This is a genomic window from Veillonella sp. VA137 (genome assembly GCF_003992015.1).
Classification (GTDB): Bacteria; Bacillota; Negativicutes; order Veillonellales; family Veillonellaceae; genus F0422.
Window position 1 is genome coordinate 130,966 of record NZ_RQVK01000002.1, and the last position, 15,943, is coordinate 146,908.

General features: G+C 41.4%; 17 protein-coding genes and 1 riboswitch. All 17 genes read left to right on the forward strand.

Annotated elements, in window-relative coordinates; translation table 11 throughout:
* The first annotated feature begins 3 nt into the window (after positions 1-3).
* Complete coding sequence (gene murI / locus EO116_RS01765; protein ID WP_127160388.1) at positions 4-822, forward strand: glutamate racemase; 819 nt, start codon at positions 4-6, stop codon at positions 820-822.
* Positions 823-830: 8 nt separating this feature from the next.
* Positions 831-1,370, forward strand: coding sequence for a hypothetical protein (locus EO116_RS01770; RefSeq protein WP_009352952.1), 540 nt, complete (start codon positions 831-833; stop codon positions 1,368-1,370).
* A gap of 10 nt (positions 1,371-1,380) precedes the next feature.
* Positions 1,381-2,037 carry a coenzyme F420-0:L-glutamate ligase gene (locus tag EO116_RS01775; protein WP_127160389.1) on the forward strand — a complete coding sequence of 219 codons (657 nt, stop codon included), beginning with the start codon at positions 1,381-1,383 and terminating at the stop codon, positions 2,035-2,037.
* A 97-nt stretch (positions 2,038-2,134) separates the two neighbouring features.
* Positions 2,135-2,234: riboswitch (TPP riboswitch) on the forward strand.
* 273 nt (positions 2,235-2,507) lie between these two features.
* Positions 2,508-2,699, forward strand: a complete 192-nt coding sequence (gene thiS / locus EO116_RS01780; RefSeq protein ID WP_127160390.1) for a sulfur carrier protein ThiS — start codon at positions 2,508-2,510, stop codon at positions 2,697-2,699.
* Complete coding sequence (gene thiF / locus EO116_RS01785) at positions 2,700-3,275, forward strand: sulfur carrier protein ThiS adenylyltransferase ThiF (protein ID WP_127068123.1); 576 nt, start codon at positions 2,700-2,702, stop codon at positions 3,273-3,275.
* Between the two features lie 10 nt (positions 3,276-3,285).
* Complete coding sequence (locus EO116_RS01790) at positions 3,286-4,077, forward strand: thiazole synthase (RefSeq protein ID WP_370447256.1); 792 nt, start codon at positions 3,286-3,288, stop codon at positions 4,075-4,077.
* Positions 4,078-4,150: 73 nt separating this feature from the next.
* Positions 4,151-5,290, forward strand: coding sequence for a 2-iminoacetate synthase ThiH (gene thiH, locus EO116_RS01795; RefSeq protein WP_206168308.1), 1,140 nt, complete (start codon positions 4,151-4,153; stop codon positions 5,288-5,290).
* On the forward strand, positions 5,277-6,098 hold the full coding sequence (locus EO116_RS01800; RefSeq protein ID WP_164726034.1) for a thiamine phosphate synthase: 822 nt from the start codon (positions 5,277-5,279) through the stop codon (positions 6,096-6,098). The genes thiH and EO116_RS01800 overlap by 14 nt, the downstream gene beginning before the upstream one ends.
* Before the next feature lie 182 nt (positions 6,099-6,280).
* Positions 6,281-7,219: a glycosyltransferase family 2 protein gene (locus EO116_RS01805; protein ID WP_009352941.1), complete on the forward strand. Its 939-nt coding sequence runs from the start codon at positions 6,281-6,283 to the stop codon at positions 7,217-7,219.
* 22 nt (positions 7,220-7,241) lie between these two features.
* Complete coding sequence (locus tag EO116_RS01810) at positions 7,242-8,090, forward strand: NlpC/P60 family protein (RefSeq protein WP_127160393.1); 849 nt, start codon at positions 7,242-7,244, stop codon at positions 8,088-8,090.
* A 75-nt stretch (positions 8,091-8,165) separates the two neighbouring features.
* Positions 8,166-8,876 carry a metal ABC transporter ATP-binding protein gene (locus EO116_RS01815; RefSeq protein ID WP_009352919.1) on the forward strand — a complete coding sequence of 237 codons (711 nt, stop codon included), beginning with the start codon at positions 8,166-8,168 and terminating at the stop codon, positions 8,874-8,876.
* A 1-nt stretch (position 8,877) separates the two neighbouring features.
* Complete coding sequence (locus EO116_RS01820) at positions 8,878-9,681, forward strand: metal ABC transporter permease (RefSeq protein WP_127160394.1); 804 nt, start codon at positions 8,878-8,880, stop codon at positions 9,679-9,681.
* A gap of 216 nt (positions 9,682-9,897) precedes the next feature.
* The gene (alaS, locus tag EO116_RS01825) at positions 9,898-12,507 is read left to right on the forward strand and encodes an alanine--tRNA ligase (protein WP_127160395.1); all 2,610 of its coding nucleotides are present in this window, start codon (positions 9,898-9,900) and stop codon (positions 12,505-12,507) included.
* A 52-nt stretch (positions 12,508-12,559) separates the two neighbouring features.
* Positions 12,560-12,820 carry an IreB family regulatory phosphoprotein gene (locus tag EO116_RS01830; protein ID WP_126939627.1) on the forward strand — a complete coding sequence of 87 codons (261 nt, stop codon included), beginning with the start codon at positions 12,560-12,562 and terminating at the stop codon, positions 12,818-12,820.
* On the forward strand, positions 12,820-13,230 hold the full coding sequence (gene ruvX / locus EO116_RS01835) for a Holliday junction resolvase RuvX (protein WP_126939628.1): 411 nt from the start codon (positions 12,820-12,822) through the stop codon (positions 13,228-13,230). The genes EO116_RS01830 and ruvX overlap by 1 nt, the downstream gene beginning before the upstream one ends.
* A 10-nt stretch (positions 13,231-13,240) precedes the next feature.
* A complete protein-coding gene (locus EO116_RS01840; RefSeq protein WP_127160396.1) occupies positions 13,241-13,513 on the forward strand; it encodes a DUF1292 domain-containing protein in 273 nt (90 codons plus the stop codon).
* Between the two features lie 111 nt (positions 13,514-13,624).
* Complete coding sequence (locus tag EO116_RS01845; protein WP_164726035.1) at positions 13,625-15,733, forward strand: DUF4261 domain-containing protein; 2,109 nt, start codon at positions 13,625-13,627, stop codon at positions 15,731-15,733.
* Positions 15,734-15,943: the final 210 nt, after the last annotated feature.

The following is a 15,943-nucleotide window of genomic DNA, read 5'->3' on the forward strand; positions in this document are numbered from 1 at the left end:
GGAATGACGCCCATACAGAAGGAATTACCTATTGGAGTATTCGACTCTGGAATCGGTGGATTATCTGTATTATCTGTGCTAGCACAAGAATTTCCGGAAGAAGATTTTATTTATGTTGGAGATAGTGCAAACAATCCAGTAGGCAATAGGCCGATTGAGGAAATTGAAGGCATTGCTACGAAAATTGCAGAGTTTTTAGTGGCCCAACCAGTGAAACTAATAGTCATCGCTTGCAATACATTTTCTGTGGTAGCCTTGGACAAACTATCCAAACAATTTGATGTACCTATTGTGGGGATGGCCCAGGGGATTCATGATGCTCTGCGTATCAAAGTCAAACAGAAACGTAAAGGACCTTTAGGCATTATGGCTACCGTCGCGACTATTAATAGTCATAAACATATGGATGCAGTTCATACCTTGAAGCCTCATGTAAAAGTAGTAGAACAAGGCTGTAAAGATTTGGCGGCCTGTATTGAAGAAGGTCATTTAGATGATGCAGTTTTACGACATTGTGCAAAAGAATATGTACAGCCTTTGGTAGAGGCAAATGTGGAAGTGACCATTTTAGGATGTACCCACTATCCTTTAGTAGAACCCATATTGCGTGAGTTGGCTAAAGAACAAATTTGCTTTGTGGATCCTGCGTGGGAAACATCTGATGCTGTAGGAGCTATTTTGTACGGAGAAGATTTAGAGCAGACATCAGGTAGAAAAGGCTCTATACAAGTTTGTGTTACTAGCCATGCGGATCGAGTAACGTCTATCGTACAAGATATTTTCAAGGATACTAGCTTAGAAGCTAAGCTCATTACTCTATAGGAGGAATTATGTATATTTACACATTAATAGATACCCTAGTGTGGATAGCCTGTATCATTGCTATCATTTATATTGCCTACCGCATATTTGCATGGCGCCAAGGCAATGAAGACATTGTGATTATGGTGAAACGTCGCACTCCATTTGTGGTAGAAGATATTAGTTTTGACCAAGTGGTATTATCTACGGATATTCCATTTGTGAACAGAGGCAAACAATATGGAACCATTATGGATATGTTCCCTCGCCATTTGTTGCCACAAGAACAATTTGACAATGTGCGAATTCAATCTTGGTTGACCGATGCAAAAGCAGAACGTCATGATGGCTATTGGGAAGCGTTAGTGTATAAGCAACGACAAGGCAGTACGATTCGTTTGCGTCTAGTAATGACTGCTAATAGTGGTAACATTCGTAAAGATTTAGTGGGATTCCCTGATATGCCTATCGATATTTACCATCAAGTGGTAGGTCGCGAGGCGTATCGTATTTCAAAAACTAGAATTACTCTAACTGCAGAAGAGTTAGAAGTAGCAATGCGTAAATAGGAGGTACATCATGGCAGAATTAGAACTTTTACCAATCCCTACTCGCATTTTAACGAATAAAGATGATATCGTAGAGGCTATCGTAGAATTTGCAGGTCCTTATATTGGACCAGAAGATATTGTGTGCGTAGCAGAATCCGTCGTGGCTATCACGCAAGGGGAGTTTACACGACCAGAAGATTTAAAAGTATCTTGGCAGGCTAAATTTTTAAATCGCTTTATCCATCCTGATGGATCTATGGCATCTGTGTATGGTATGCAAGCAGCTATGGATAAAGAAGGGGAATGGAAAATGATGTTTGCCTTCCTCTGCGGAGCCGTAGCTAAAGTGTTTAAAAAATCTGGCGTATTCTATCAAATGGCACGGACTGCATCTTTAACAGATGATGTGACAGGCACCATGCCTCCTTTTGATAAATGCATTGTATATGGACCAAAACAACCACATGCAGTAGCGGATGCTATTATGAAAGCAACAGGAGCTTATGGGGCTTGTGTGGCAGATGTGAATGATTTAAAACGAGCTGCTATTTTAGGCCATAGTCGTGGATTAAAACCACAACAAATTGCGCAAATTTTGATCGATAATCCATTTGGTAATGATAGCCAAATGACGCCAATCGTGGTGATTAAAAATTATGCCTCTGTGTCTAAGCGAAGAGGCTAAAGCGTATTGGAATCATGACAATATTGCATGTCGTTCATAGAAGATAAAAATTGTTGATACTTGTGCTTGCAAATTGAGCGGTATCAGCGTATACTGAAAGAGAACTTTGGGGAGCCTCATGGCTGAGAGTAAACAAATGTTTTGACCCATAACCTGATTTGGATAATGCCAACGTAGGATAAGTTTGATTCGTCATACCGAGGACATCCAACAGGATGTCCTTTTTTTTGTGTATTTTATAGATGATATCGTATATGGATACAAATTGAAGGTGCATCTAAGTGGATGTACAAGTGGAATAGAATAGTGAGACGATAGAGTGCTACAGCATGAAGGGGCATACCACCGCGGGTATGGTTTTTCGTGCTGTTTTTTTATACTAGTATGTGAGGAAGAATCCCGTACAGGTGATTGGTGGTATACTAGTTTTGAAATGTGTATATAGCAAATGCTATAGTTAGGAGGATACGATGAAAGTAAATGGAACAACCTATCAATATGAAGGACAAACAGTGCAAGAAGTGCTGACAGCCTTAGCGTTTCGTATGGATCGAATCGTAGTGGAATATAATGGGAAGATTCTTTCTAAAGCAGATTGGGAATCCACTCGTGTGAGCGCTTCGGACACAATGGAAGTAGTAACCTTTGTAGGAGGTGGCTAAATGGTATCCTTACAAGATAAAAAAGTATTGCTCATCGGTGTGGGCGGTGTTGGTTCTCATGTGGCAGTGGCATTGTGCCGTGCTGGAATTGGACAACTAGAAATCGTAGACTTCGACGTTGTGGATGAGAGTAATCTAGGCCGTCAATACTATGACGTGAATGATGTTGGAGTGTTAAAAGTGGAGGCTATGAAAGGTCACCTGAATCGGATGAATCCAAACTGTGAAGTCATCGTTCATAATGAATGCCTCACACCAGAGCGATTATCTGAATTAATCGATGGCTATGACATGGTCGTAGAAGCAGTGGATAAAGCGGTCACAAAAGCGTGGATGACAGAAGTTGTTTTAACGCATCCTACAGAACCTTTGCTAGTAGGTTGTTCTGGCATGGCTGGTTGGGGCGATAGTAATGGGATACGCCGTGAACGGAGACACCATCGCTGGTACTTATGTGGTGACGGTGTGAGTGATATCGATTCTATTGGAAAAATTACTGCCGCTCGTGTTATGGTTTGTGCCGGCCATATGGCAAATGCGGTCATTCAACTATTACACGGAGAAGATATTGATTAAGGAGGAATCTATGATACTTTCAGTACAAGATATGGAAACACAAGACACATGGACTTTAGGGGGACATACATTACAGTCTCGATTTATCTTGGGATCTGGCAAATTTTCTATCGACTTAATCGAGGCCGTCTTAGAAGAAGCAGGGGCTGAAATGATCACTTTAGCATTACGTCGTGCGGTGGGGGGCGAAGTAGAAAATATCTTAGACGCCATTCCCAAAGATACCATCTTAATCCCTAACACAAGTGGCGCTCGAGATGCGGAAGAAGCGGTGCGCATTGCACGTTTATCCCGAGCTACAGGTTGTGGAGATTTTGTAAAAGTAGAAATTATGAAAGATTCTAAATACTTGTTACCTCACAATGGAGAGACGATTAAAGCAACGGAGATCTTAGCTAACGAAGGATTTATCGTCTTGCCGTATATGTATCCAGATTTAGAAGTAGCTCGTGACTTAGTCAATGCTGGTGCCGCAGCGGTGATGCCTTTAGCTGCCCCTATCGGATCGAATCGTGGATTACAGACGAAGGAATTTATCAGAATTTTAGTCAATGAAATAGACTTGCCTATCATTGTAGATGCTGGTATTGGTGCTCCATCCCAAGCAGCAGAAGCTATGGAAATGGGCGTAGCTGCGATCATGGCAAATACAGCCGTAGCTTCTGCGGGTCATATTCGAGGTATGGCGAAAGCATTTGGTTTAGCCATCCAAGCAGGACGGTTGGCATATTTGTCAAAATTAGGGCCTACTCTTGAAACCGGTGGTAGCGCTTCATCTCCGTTGACTGGATTTTTGAGATAATAGGAAAGGAATAGCTATGTCTAGTACCACCAGATACCATATAGATGATCCATGTTGGAAGTATCGCCCCCACATGGATCAAATTGAAAGTCCCATTTTAGAAACGGTATTGCGAGAACGTGAGCAATATATGTACGATCAATATACAGCAGATGATGTGCGCCGTGTATTGCAAGAAGATACCATTGATGTAGAAGGATTGAAAATTTTATTATCTCCTGCAGCAGAACCATTTTTGGAAGAACTAGCGGAAAAAGCAAAGGCCGTACGAACACGATACTTTGGCAATTCTGTGTATTTATTTACACCGTTATATATTTCAAACTATTGCGATAACCTATGCGTGTATTGTGGCTTCAACTGTAAAAATCAGATCCATCGGGCGAAGTTAGATGAAGCAGGTATTGAAGAAGAGTTAAAAAATATTGCCAAAACAGGATTACAGGATATTTTAATTTTGACTGGGGAAAGTGAACGTCATAGCCCTATTTCTTACATTGGGCGTGCCTGTGAATTAGCAAAAAAATATTTCAAAGTAGTAGGCGTAGAAATTTACCCTGCCAATGTAGACGATTATGCGTACCTACGAGAATGCGGTTGTGATTATGTGACCGTATTCCAAGAAACCTATAATTGGGAAAACTATAAAACATTGCACTTGTTAGGCAATAAAAGCATCTTTCCATATCGATTAGAAACACAGGAACGAGCTTTACGAGGAGGAATGCGTGGAGTAGGGTTAGCAGCCTTATTGGGATTGGATGATTTCCGAAAAGATGCCTTTGCCACAGCCTTGCATGCCCATATGCTACAACGTGCCTATCCGCATGGAGAAATTAGTATTTCCTGTCCACGCCTGCGGCCTATCGTCAATGATGATACCATCAATGCAGGGGACGTAGGAGAAGCTCAATTATTACAAGTCATCTTGGCATATCGCTTATTCCTACCTTATGCAAATATTACGATTTCCACTAGAGAAACAGCCAGGTTCCGTAACGGGGTCCTACCATTAGCAGCGACGAAATTGTCAGCAGGTGTCAGCACAGGCATTGGTGAACATTCCTCAGAAGAAAATAAACAAGAAGAAGGGGATGCACAATTTGAAATTGCTGACAGTAGAACTGTAGCAGAAGCCATGGAAGATGTGAAAGCCTTAGGAATGCAAGTGGTGATGAGTGATTATATCGATGTGCTCTATGAAGAAAAATAGCCCATCTATAGACACCTTAGTGTTGATTACAAATCGCCAGCTACTGAAAGATGACATTAGCTTAGCCACATATGGTGTAGCACTGTCTAGAGGGATAGAAAGACTACAAAAGTATGGCAAACATTGTATTAATCATACAGAAGAAAGCAGTTTACCATATAATATACGTAGAACGTATAGCTCTACAGTAAAAGCGAATCTTCATAGTACTAAATTGCCTGGTGCAAGGGCAGATAGTGCTGAACCAGACAACTGGATGAGAAATCACAGCAGTCTGTACACCCTATGCCGTGACACTGATTTACCCTTTGAGGAGTATCTCCAACTCTGCGATACCATAGGTAGTACCGTGGTATACCATGGCAAGGTTATTACGAATCGAGAGCAATTAGCTATTGTTTTGGCAACAGCAAAACGAATCCATCTACCCACTAATCTAATACGCTATTGGCAATCCGAACAAGAAGAACTATGGATTACCTTGCAACAACATTTTCAGGACATAACTATGTGGAGCACCGTCCACAACGAAGATGACATCAAGTTATTAGCATCCCTAGGAATCCCTAATTTGGAGTACGTCTTAATCAGTCCCATCTTTCCCACACAATGCAAAACAGGACACCCTGGCATCGGAGTCAAGCGAGGACAAGAACTGTTGACACAAATCCAGACACATTACCCACAAGTACAAGGTATTGCTTTGGGAGGTATCCACGAGCACAATTACCTAACGTGTTTGCAACATTCCTTCACTGGCGTAGCTATTATGTCTGATTTCATGAAGCGAGTGCATAACCATATATAGCTATAAGAACGCCATACATTTCGGAGCAAATCTCAGTGGAACGTAAATTTGTGGAGAAGTGTATGGCGTTCGCTCCTTGCGTTCTAGGCACGAAAGCGGGGAAAGAACGCCATATATAGCGGAGTTTGCAAAACAAGTCTCAATCCTGTAAAATAGATAGGTAAAGATCATAAGGAGGAGCTATGTTACTGTCAATTGTTGTTCCCGTATTTAATGAGGAAGATAATATTCAAAAATTTTATACTACAGTCAAAGATGTATTGCAAACTCTTGACTATGACCATGAAATTATTTTCGTCGATGACGGGTCCAGTGATGATAGTGCAGGCATGCTACGATATATTGGTAATCAAGATCCAAAAGTAAAAGTGCTGTTATTAGCAAGGAACTTCGGTCATCAATTAGCCTTGACCTGTGGATTAGATTACGCCCAAGGTGATGCGGTAATCACTATGGATGGAGATATGCAACATCCACCGGAGTTGATTCCGGAGCTAGTGAAGCATTGGGAAGCAGGTGCAGATGTAGTACGTACCATTCGCGATTCCACAGAAGATGCTAGTTGGGCAAAAGCTTTTACATCGAAATACTATTACAAAGTGCTTAACAAATTAGCCAATGTTCCTATCGTGGAAGGTGGTTCGGATTTTCGTTTGATGAATCGAAAATCCTTAGAAACATTGAAAAACTTTCGTGAACATGGCAGATTTTTGCGGGGCATTGTAGGCGACTTGGGGTTCGTGCAACATGAATTTCACTTCGTAGCACCCCCACGCTTTGCAGGCACTTCTAAATTTAGTGTAAAAAAAATGATGCGCTTTGCGTTAGACGGCATTACAGCATTTTCTAGAGTACCCTTGCGTTTAGCCTTATATATCGGCTTGCTATGCGGACTATTAAGCCTGATTATGATCGGACACATATTGTTTGTTCACTTCTTCTCTGACAATGTTATCAGTGGTTGGTCTACCCTAGGGGTGGCTATCTTCTTCCTAGGTGGTGTACAACTGGTAGGCATTGGTATTATAGGAGAGTATGTAGGACGAATTTTTGAAGAGGTTAAACAACGACCGTTATATTGGGTGAAAGACACTATAAACTGTCACATAGAAGACAAATAATCGTATATAAGAGAGGAGTCCTATGACGAGTAAAAAGAAACAATACCTGGCAGTCGCTCTATTAGTAGGCTTTTTAGGTACTAGTGTACACGGAGCTTACCAATATGGCGATACAGGCAATGAAATTCTTGGAATTCAAAAAAAACTCATCGCTGCTGGTTATAAAGCTAGGGAAACTAGCGAATATGATGCAAATACAAAGTGGGCTGTTAGATTATTCCAAAAAGATAATGGATTAACAGTGGACGGTATATTAGGGGCAGTGACCTATAAAAAATTGATGGGTAAACCACTGCCGGCGACAACGAAAACGGTGTCTAAAAAGAAAGAAATTTCTGAAAAAGATGCGCTACTATTGTCCCATATCGATCCAAGTAGAGAATCTACAGCTATCACATCTACGTTAAAGCATAAAAAAGACAAAAGCTCTGCCCCACAAGGGTTGACTTTCAAAAAGAAAGGCAAAACATACAAAGGATTAGAGATTGGACATCAACCTGTATCTGGCAATGTGAAAGAGATTTTGACCTATGCCAATACATTTACGGGCGTGCCTTATAAATTTGGAGGCACTACACCAGCGGGATTTGATTGCTCTGGATATATTCGATATGTATTCCAAAAGATAGGCTTTGATATGCCGCGCCAAGCTGACGAACAGTATACAGTGGGTAAAAAAGTAGAAAAAAATAATTTACAACCAGGTGATTTAGTATTCTTTGAAACCTATGAACCGGGTATTTCTCATTCTGGCATATACATCGGAGATGGGCAATTCATCAGTGCCACATCTAGCAGTGGTGTAGCCGTAGCAGATATTGACGATAGCTACTGGGGACCACGCTATGTAGGGGCAAAACGCGTACTATAACACACAAGCTGTAATGATACTGTCATTACAGCTTTTGCCATATATGCGATAACTAGAAACATAAAGGAGTTAACAATGACGCACGCAGGCATTCATATACAAGATGTACAATTTTCCTATGGATCGCAGACGGTGATCCATAATATGACAATTACCATTCCCAAAGGCGAGTTTGTGCTGGTAGTGGGACCTAATGGATCTGGTAAAACCACGTGGCTTCGTATGGTAGCAGGACTATTAGAACCGACAGCAGGACATCTTTGTTTAGATGGTATTAGTCCAAAAGAGGCGCAAATGAAAGGGCTCATTCACTTAGTGCCACAAATTTATAACAAGAATGCAGCCCAATTTCCAGCTACCGTAGAAGAGGTAGTGGGACTCGCTTTATTTCACGTACCGAAGGAAGATAGAAAAGGACGCATCTTGGATGCTTTGGAATTGGTGGGCATGCAAGATTTCTTGAAACGCCGCATTGGAGAACTCAGTGGAGGTCAACAACAACGTGTCATGTTAGCCCAAGCCTTAGCACGGAAACCGAACTATATTTTGCTAGATGAGCCCACAAGTGGTATCGACTTTGAAACAAGCAAAAAAATATACGAAGTGTTGCGATCTTTAAAAGAAGAAAACATCACTGTTATTATGGTCACTCATGATGTGACAGAAGCTATGGAAGTAGCAGATACAATTTTATGTGTGGATGGACATGCTTGTTATTATGGACCTTGTAAAGGCTTTATGGAAAGTCATCAAGGCTCTCGTTTGGCATGGCATTTAGGAGGTTAAGATGGACATTTTATCCTATACATTTATGCAACGTGCCTTTTTAGCAGGCCTTATTGTGGCACTCATGTGCCCCTTAATCGGTATGTTCATCGTCATCAAACGTCAATCTATGCTCGGTGATGGATTAGGACATATTGCCTTTGCTGGTGTGACAGGGGCATCCTTATTGAAAGTATACCCTCCATTAGGGGCTGTAGTATTAACGGTGCTTTCTGCGATGGGCATAGAACTCGTGCGTCGCTACCAAAAACAATACGCAGATATGATTATGGCATTATTCTTTTATGGTGGATTATCCTTAGCCATCGTATTCTCTACGATGGTAAAAATGCCAAGTACTGGTCTATTGAATTTCTTATTCGGCAGTATTTTGACGGTAACTATGACAGATATCTATGGCATTGGTGCAGTGGCGATAGTAGTGGGGATCATCATGAAATTTGTGTATCATTCCTTAATGCTTACCTCTTTTGACGAGGAAATTGCTCGTACCGTAGGTATCAATGTGAATCGTGTGAACATGATCTTTGCCATCTTAACAGCCTTGGTCGTTGTGATGGGGATGACTGTAGTAGGAATTCTATTAATTAGTGCGTTGATGATAGTTCCTGTTGCCTCCGCTCATTTATGGAAGCGAGGCTTTAAAGAAACTTGGGGCATCGCCACCGTATATTCAGTGTTATCCGTTGTTGGTGGACTATGTAGTGCCTTTTGGCTAGACTTTGCACCAGGGGGGACCATCGTGTTGACAGCGATTGGACTCTATGTCATTACGTTTTTGGTGAATTTGTTTAAGTGTAGGTAATAAATATATATAAATTTTGCATAAGGGATTTTTCATAAGCAGCCTATAAGGCTGCTTATATGCTATACTCAAATGGTTCGTAAGGAGTATAAAGAATGAACCCATCGGAAGATACTTGTTGTTTCTATGTATGGTAAGGAATCCCTTACCTTATTGCATACTTTCATCAAAATCTGTGGTATAATAAAGTCAATAGACAATTTTAGGAGGGAAACCATGACAGGAAATGAATTACGCCAAGCGTATTTGAATTTTTTTGAAAGTAAAGGACATTTAAAGCAAGAGAGTTATTCTCTTGTTCCAGATAACGACCCATCTTTATTATTAATCGGTGCTGGTATGGCACCTTTGAAACCGTTTTTTACGGGTAAATTAGTGCCACCTTGCACACGAATTACGACAAGCCAAAAGTCAATTCGTACAGGGGATATTGAAAACGTAGGACGCACAGCACGTCACCATACATTCTTTGAAATGTTGGGAAACTTCTCTTTTGGTGATTATTTCAAAAAAGAGGCCATCCATTGGGCATGGGAATTCTTAACAGAAGTCATCAAATTGGACAAAGAAAAATTATACGTTACTGTATATCCAGATGACCAAGAAGCCTACGATACATGGCATAATGAAATTGGCTTGCCAGAAGACCATATCAGCCGTTTAGAAGATAATTTCTGGGAAATTGGCGAAGGCCCATGTGGTCCAGACAGCGAGATTTTCTTTGATTTAGGACCAGAACGTGGTTGCGACGATCCGAACTGTGCACCAGGTTGTGATTGCGACCGTTTCCTTGAAATTTGGAATCTTGTGTTCACGCAATTCAACCGTACCGCAGAAGGTACTTACGAGCCATTGGCCAAGAAAAACATCGATACTGGCGCTGGTTTAGAGCGTTTGGCATCTGTGTTGCAAAATAAAGAAAGTAACTTTGAAACAGATTTGATTTTCCCAATCATCGAGGCGACAGCGAAAAAAGCAGGTGTTACGTATCATACAGATGCGAATACAGATGTTTCTTTGAAAGTTATCGCTGACCATATTCGTGCCATCGTAGCATTGATTGCAGATGGTGTGTTACCATCTAATGAAGGCCGTGGATATGTACTTCGCCGTATTTTGCGCCGTGCTGTTCGCCATGGTCGCCTATTAGGTATTCAAGGACTATTCTTGGTACCATTAGTAGATATCGTAGTAGATATCTTGGGTGGAGCTATTACGAATATTGTGGAAAAACAAGACTTCGTTAAACGAGTGGTGGCGAACGAAGAAGAACGCTTTAACCAAACGTTGGCATCCGGCCTAGATATGTTGAGCCAATTATTGGATACATTGAAAGCTGACGGTGCTACTACTGTACCTGGTCAAGACGTGTTCAAATTATATGACACATACGGATTCCCTTGGGAATTGACAGAAGAAATCGCTCACGAAGCAGGTTTCACGATCGACCAAGCTGGTTTTGAAAGTGCTATGAATGAACAACGTACTCGTGCTCGTGAAGCTCGTGAAGACGTAGACGCAAAAGTGGCAACTCCAGATATTACCCATTTATCTGGCGAACATATTTCTGACGATGAAAGTGCCACAGCATCTACAGTCTTGTTAATCGGTGAAGGGGCAAAAGCCATTGAACGTGCTGAAGATGGACAGGATGTAACCATCATCGTAAAAACGACTCCATTCCATGCAGAAGGAGGCGGACAATTAGGTGACACTGGTTTCATCGTAGGCCCATTGGGTAAAGTAGAAGTGCATACGGCTAAAAAATTGCCAGAAGGCACTACTTATCATGTAGGTACCGTGGTAGAAGGTAGCATTTCTCTAAATGATGAAGTGACATTCGAAGTCGATATAGAACGCCGTCAGTATATGGCACGTAACCATACAGCAACACACTTATTGCATGCTGCATTGCGTGCTGTATTGGGCAATCATGTTAACCAAGCAGGTTCCTTAGTAACGCCTGATTACTTGCGCTTTGATTTTACACACTTCTCCCCAGTGACAGCAGAAGAATTACAAATCATTACGAACATGGTAAATGAACAAATTCTTCGTGCTTCCACATTGGAAGTAGAAACTATGTCCATTGATGCGGCGAAAGCAAAAGGTGCTATGGCGTTGTTCGGTGAAAAATATGGTTCCGAAGTACGAGTTGTATCTGTGCCAGAATTCTCCATCGAATTGTGTGGCGGTTCTCACGTAGAAAATACTGGTTTTATCGGTCAATTCCGTATCACTTCCGAAGGTGGTATTGGTTCTGGCGTACGCCGTATCGAAGCGGTGACAGGTAAAGCAGCACTTGTGTTAGCACAACAAGAAGAACAAACGTTAAAAGCAGTAGCTTCTCTTGTGAAAGGAAAACCACAAGAAGTAGTAGGTAAAGTACAACAAGTATTAGACCATGCAAAAGCTGTAGAACGTGAGTTAGATCAAGTGAAAAAAGAATTGAATAGCGGTAACCTTGATGGTGTCTTAGCTGGTCAATTTACAGTAGGCGATGTAACAGCAGTAGTAGCCTCCGTACCAGTATCTGATATGGGTGAATTGCGTGACATGGCGGATATGGTTCGTGATAAAATTGGCTCTGGCGTAGTATTATTAGGTGCAGCTGGTGACGATAAAGTAAACTTTGTCTGCATGGCTACGAAAGATGTAGTAGGCAAAGGTATCCATTGTGGTAACATCGTAAAAGCAGCAGCACAAGCAGCTGGTGGCAATGGCGGTGGCCGTCCAGATATGGCACAAGCTGGTGGTAAAGATCCAGCTGCTATGGACCAAGCCTTAGCAGCAGGTAAAGAAACGATCCAATCCATGGTTGGATAAGTTTACGATAGATGAGACTTTCAGTAGAAAGCTCATGATAAGGAGGGATTATATGAATCTTTCAGATAAAACAATGGTGATTAAGCCGGTTCAAACAACACCGTTAACACCAGAAGAAGTATTTCAACATGTGTTTCAAGCGTTGGTAGAAAAGGGATATAATCCGATTAGCCAAATTACGGGGTACCTCATTTCGGGAGATCCAACGTATATTACAAGTTATAACAATGCTCGGAAAGATATTCGTAGTATTGAACGAGATGAACTCATTGAAGAACTTGTAAAAGAATATGTGAAAGCGAAACAATTATAATGCGAATTATGGCACTAGATGTGGGAAGTCGGACCATAGGCGTCGCATGCAGTGATGCGTTGTATATTACAGCGCAAGGCATCGAAACTATTCGCCGCACATCTCATGAAAAAGACTTTCAGCGTATTGCGGAGTTAATCCGTGAATACGAGGTAGACACTATTGTGGTAGGTATGCCAAAAAATATGAATGGCACCAAAGGAGAACGGGCTGAAAAAACGGAAGCCTTTGTGGAAAAGATGCAAGAAGTCATCTCCACACCAGTCGTATTTTGGGACGAACGTTTATCTACTGTGATGGCAGAAAAATCCTTAATTGCCGCTGATGTAAGTCGTAAAAAACGGAAAGAAGTCATTGATAAGATGGCAGCAGTTGTCATTTTACAAGGCTATTTAGATAGTCGTTCATAAGGAGGTTACCATGATCGAACAAGGTTATGAAGGTGAAGTATCTGTGATTGTCATTGAGGACGAAAATGGAGAAGAAATGTACTATGAAGAGGAAATGCTAATTCAATATGATGGAAAAGCATTTGCGATCTTAGTATCTCTTCCTCCAGAAGAAGACACTGAACATGATGAACCAGAAGTGATTATTGCACGCATTGATGAAGAAGAGGGAGAACAAGTTTACGTGGCTCCAACTGATGAAGAATTCGATGCAGTCATTAAATTGTACGAAGAAATGGACTAATCGCTAGTAAGGGCTGTAACAGATTGCCGATAGGCAGTGTAGTTACAGCTCTTTTTCTGTATAGTGGTCATCATGTTTAGAAACAATGAGTACAGTGGAGAACTAAGAGATATGGCAACAGAAGAAAAGAACAAACAAATTCAGTATGAACTATATATTCCCGCCCAATTTAACGAGGTAATGCGAGAGTCATTAGAATCGTTGATGGAGGATATGTTAGAAGATATAGGGAATGTGCATGAAGGGGAATCGCTGTATAAAGAAAATGGTGTCATTGACCATTGCGTACTTCGCTTTTCCATGGATGAAGGGGATGAATTCGTAGAGGAAATACTCACCTGTTTGAGAGAAGCGGGCATACCTTATGGTGCTAAGTTATATCAAAATGGAAATGTCATTGCAGAATTAGGTAATTTACATCATATCTATGTTGTGTTGGACGCGTCATTAGGAGATGCAAAACAGTTCAAACGGCTGGATACAAAAATTTCTAGGGCCTTGAAAGAAAATAACGTTGTCAGCGACCCCACACTACGTATTCCAGAGGGAGTGGCTATCTTTGCGTATTATGTAGCAGATAAGGATCTTGCAGTTAACACCATTGAGAAGTATCTTCGTCGAAGTGTGCTAGGAACAGGAGCTACGATCGATGTGGTAGACTCTGGCCTTACGATTCATGAACGGTTTATGACAGATATTTATAGCATCTATCGTGGGGTAGTGCCTGATTTGTGGTCTGCCATTAAAAATGAGTGGAAAGGCATCTCTTCGCAAGAGTGGATACAATTGTTGCGCCGCTATCCAGATACGCCGGAAGGGCTTAGTTTCTTACTTAATATTGTGAATGGTACGTACCAACAGGAATACACATCCATGAAGGTCACATTCCCTATGTTCCTCTACGAAGGCAAACGATTCTACTTGTTGTCAGCACGTCAAATGTTAGAATTTGATCTTCAAGGGCAAGATGTGATGAACATGGATATATTAGGGCCTGATGTAAAACCGTCACAAGTACGAGCGCCTTCTAAACAGAGAAATCTGTGCTTGTTTGCGACTACTGGGGAAGGGGAAGAGGCATCGCGTTTTTACCTTGACTATAATCCGACAAAATCCGGTCATGTAGGACAAGTGCTCTATTACGATGGGGACACGCATATGCTAGAAGTGTTGGGGCCGTCTTTCAGTCACGCCTTATTAGAGATTATGAATGAAATGTCTGACAATTTAGCGGATTCCATTCTAGAAAGCGTTATGGAACACATCATGAATTTGAATGTAGAAACATTGGACCTTGACAGCGATGATAATCAGCTCCTGATGAGTACTATGGTTATGCTAGCTGAAAGTACCATAGGAGATGACATTGGATCTATCTTGGAACATGGTATGGGCCCCGTGATTGGCAGACGTGGATGTATGGGTATAGTATTGTTAGAAAATACTTCTTTTGATGTGGAACGATTTAAAAAGGATTTGCTCGCTCAATGGGATATTCTTTCTGTAACGAGTCCAGAGGGGATGAAAGTCCGTGCAGCCGTTACCATAAAAGATGTGGATACCGTCGAAGAAGAGGAGATGGAGGAGGCATACTTCTTAGTCATTGATGACTATAAAGTAATGGTAGCACCATTTTCCTTTACCATGCCGATGGAAATTGTTACGCAAGGGGCTATTCGTAATTATCTTTGGGACGATGCATTGGATGCTGTAAGCCAACACACAAGCCATGTGGCGATTAGCATTGTAGAAGGACATGGGAAGCCATTAGAAGAAGGAAGCTTATTAGCGAAATTACTTTCAGTGGCAACAGTGCAAACAGGAGCTACTGCTATCTATACGAATGACGTTCTCTATAAAGCGGACATATATTACAAAGAAACAGAGCGCCTACGAGATGATGTGTTACCTATGGTGAACCTAGTGTGGGTTGATATGGATTTTGAAGAAGATGGAACTATATCTTTGTATACTAATGGCATGGAAGAGTTCGGCCAATTAAATGTGGAATTCTTGCATTGTTCATGGGATCCAGAGCGTGCATGGAATTATATCCTTAGCGTGGCGGAATATGTGCTGACATCTGGGAAAGAACTAACAGACGGTGATGCTATCGGTAGAACAGAGGAAGAACAACTGATAGTTCATATCGATGAACCAGTCCATGCAGATGGATGGCGAAGTATACAAATTTTCTTTGATACAAGTGAAGAAGAATAAATAATGAAAGGGGCTGTAGAATAGTGACAGCCCTTTTTCTCTATGGATGGGATGGTAGCCTTAAGGGGGCCCTGTAACTTGGAGTAGAGAGTACTTTCATAGGTCTCACATATAGTGTAGGTGAGTGTAGGATCTAGATTGACCTATGCTATATAGAAAAATTGCTATATACACTCTTAAAATGGTATAATATAGTATTCATTGAAAAGG

Excerpts from the sequence above, each read along its gene's own strand:
- EO116_RS01800 (WP_164726034.1), top strand. The coding sequence starts at position 5,277 with ATGAAGAAAAATAGCCCATCTATAGACACCTTAGTGTTGATTACAAAT.
- EO116_RS01845 (WP_164726035.1), top strand. The coding sequence starts at position 13,625 with ATGGCAACAGAAGAAAAGAACAAACAAATTCAGTATGAACTATATATT.
- thiF (WP_127068123.1), top strand. The coding sequence starts at position 2,700 with ATGGTATCCTTACAAGATAAAAAAGTATTGCTCATCGGTGTGGGCGGT.
- EO116_RS01770 (WP_009352952.1), top strand. The coding sequence starts at position 831 with ATGTATATTTACACATTAATAGATACCCTAGTGTGGATAGCCTGTATC.
- ruvX (WP_126939628.1), top strand. The coding sequence starts at position 12,820 with ATGCGAATTATGGCACTAGATGTGGGAAGTCGGACCATAGGCGTCGCA.
- EO116_RS01820 (WP_127160394.1), top strand. The coding sequence starts at position 8,878 with ATGGACATTTTATCCTATACATTTATGCAACGTGCCTTTTTAGCAGGC.
- EO116_RS01815 (WP_009352919.1), top strand. The coding sequence starts at position 8,166 with ATGACGCACGCAGGCATTCATATACAAGATGTACAATTTTCCTATGGA.
- EO116_RS01840 (WP_127160396.1), top strand. The coding sequence starts at position 13,241 with ATGATCGAACAAGGTTATGAAGGTGAAGTATCTGTGATTGTCATTGAG.
- EO116_RS01805 (WP_009352941.1), top strand. The coding sequence starts at position 6,281 with ATGTTACTGTCAATTGTTGTTCCCGTATTTAATGAGGAAGATAATATT.
- EO116_RS01830 (WP_126939627.1), top strand. The coding sequence starts at position 12,560 with ATGAATCTTTCAGATAAAACAATGGTGATTAAGCCGGTTCAAACAACA.
- thiS (WP_127160390.1), top strand. The coding sequence starts at position 2,508 with ATGAAAGTAAATGGAACAACCTATCAATATGAAGGACAAACAGTGCAA.
- EO116_RS01775 (WP_127160389.1), top strand. The coding sequence starts at position 1,381 with ATGGCAGAATTAGAACTTTTACCAATCCCTACTCGCATTTTAACGAAT.
- murI (WP_127160388.1), top strand. The coding sequence starts at position 4 with ATGACGCCCATACAGAAGGAATTACCTATTGGAGTATTCGACTCTGGA.
- EO116_RS01810 (WP_127160393.1), top strand. The coding sequence starts at position 7,242 with ATGACGAGTAAAAAGAAACAATACCTGGCAGTCGCTCTATTAGTAGGC.
- alaS (WP_127160395.1), top strand. The coding sequence starts at position 9,898 with ATGACAGGAAATGAATTACGCCAAGCGTATTTGAATTTTTTTGAAAGT.
- EO116_RS01790 (WP_370447256.1), top strand. The coding sequence starts at position 3,286 with ATGATACTTTCAGTACAAGATATGGAAACACAAGACACATGGACTTTA.
- thiH (WP_206168308.1), top strand. The coding sequence starts at position 4,151 with ATGGATCAAATTGAAAGTCCCATTTTAGAAACGGTATTGCGAGAACGT.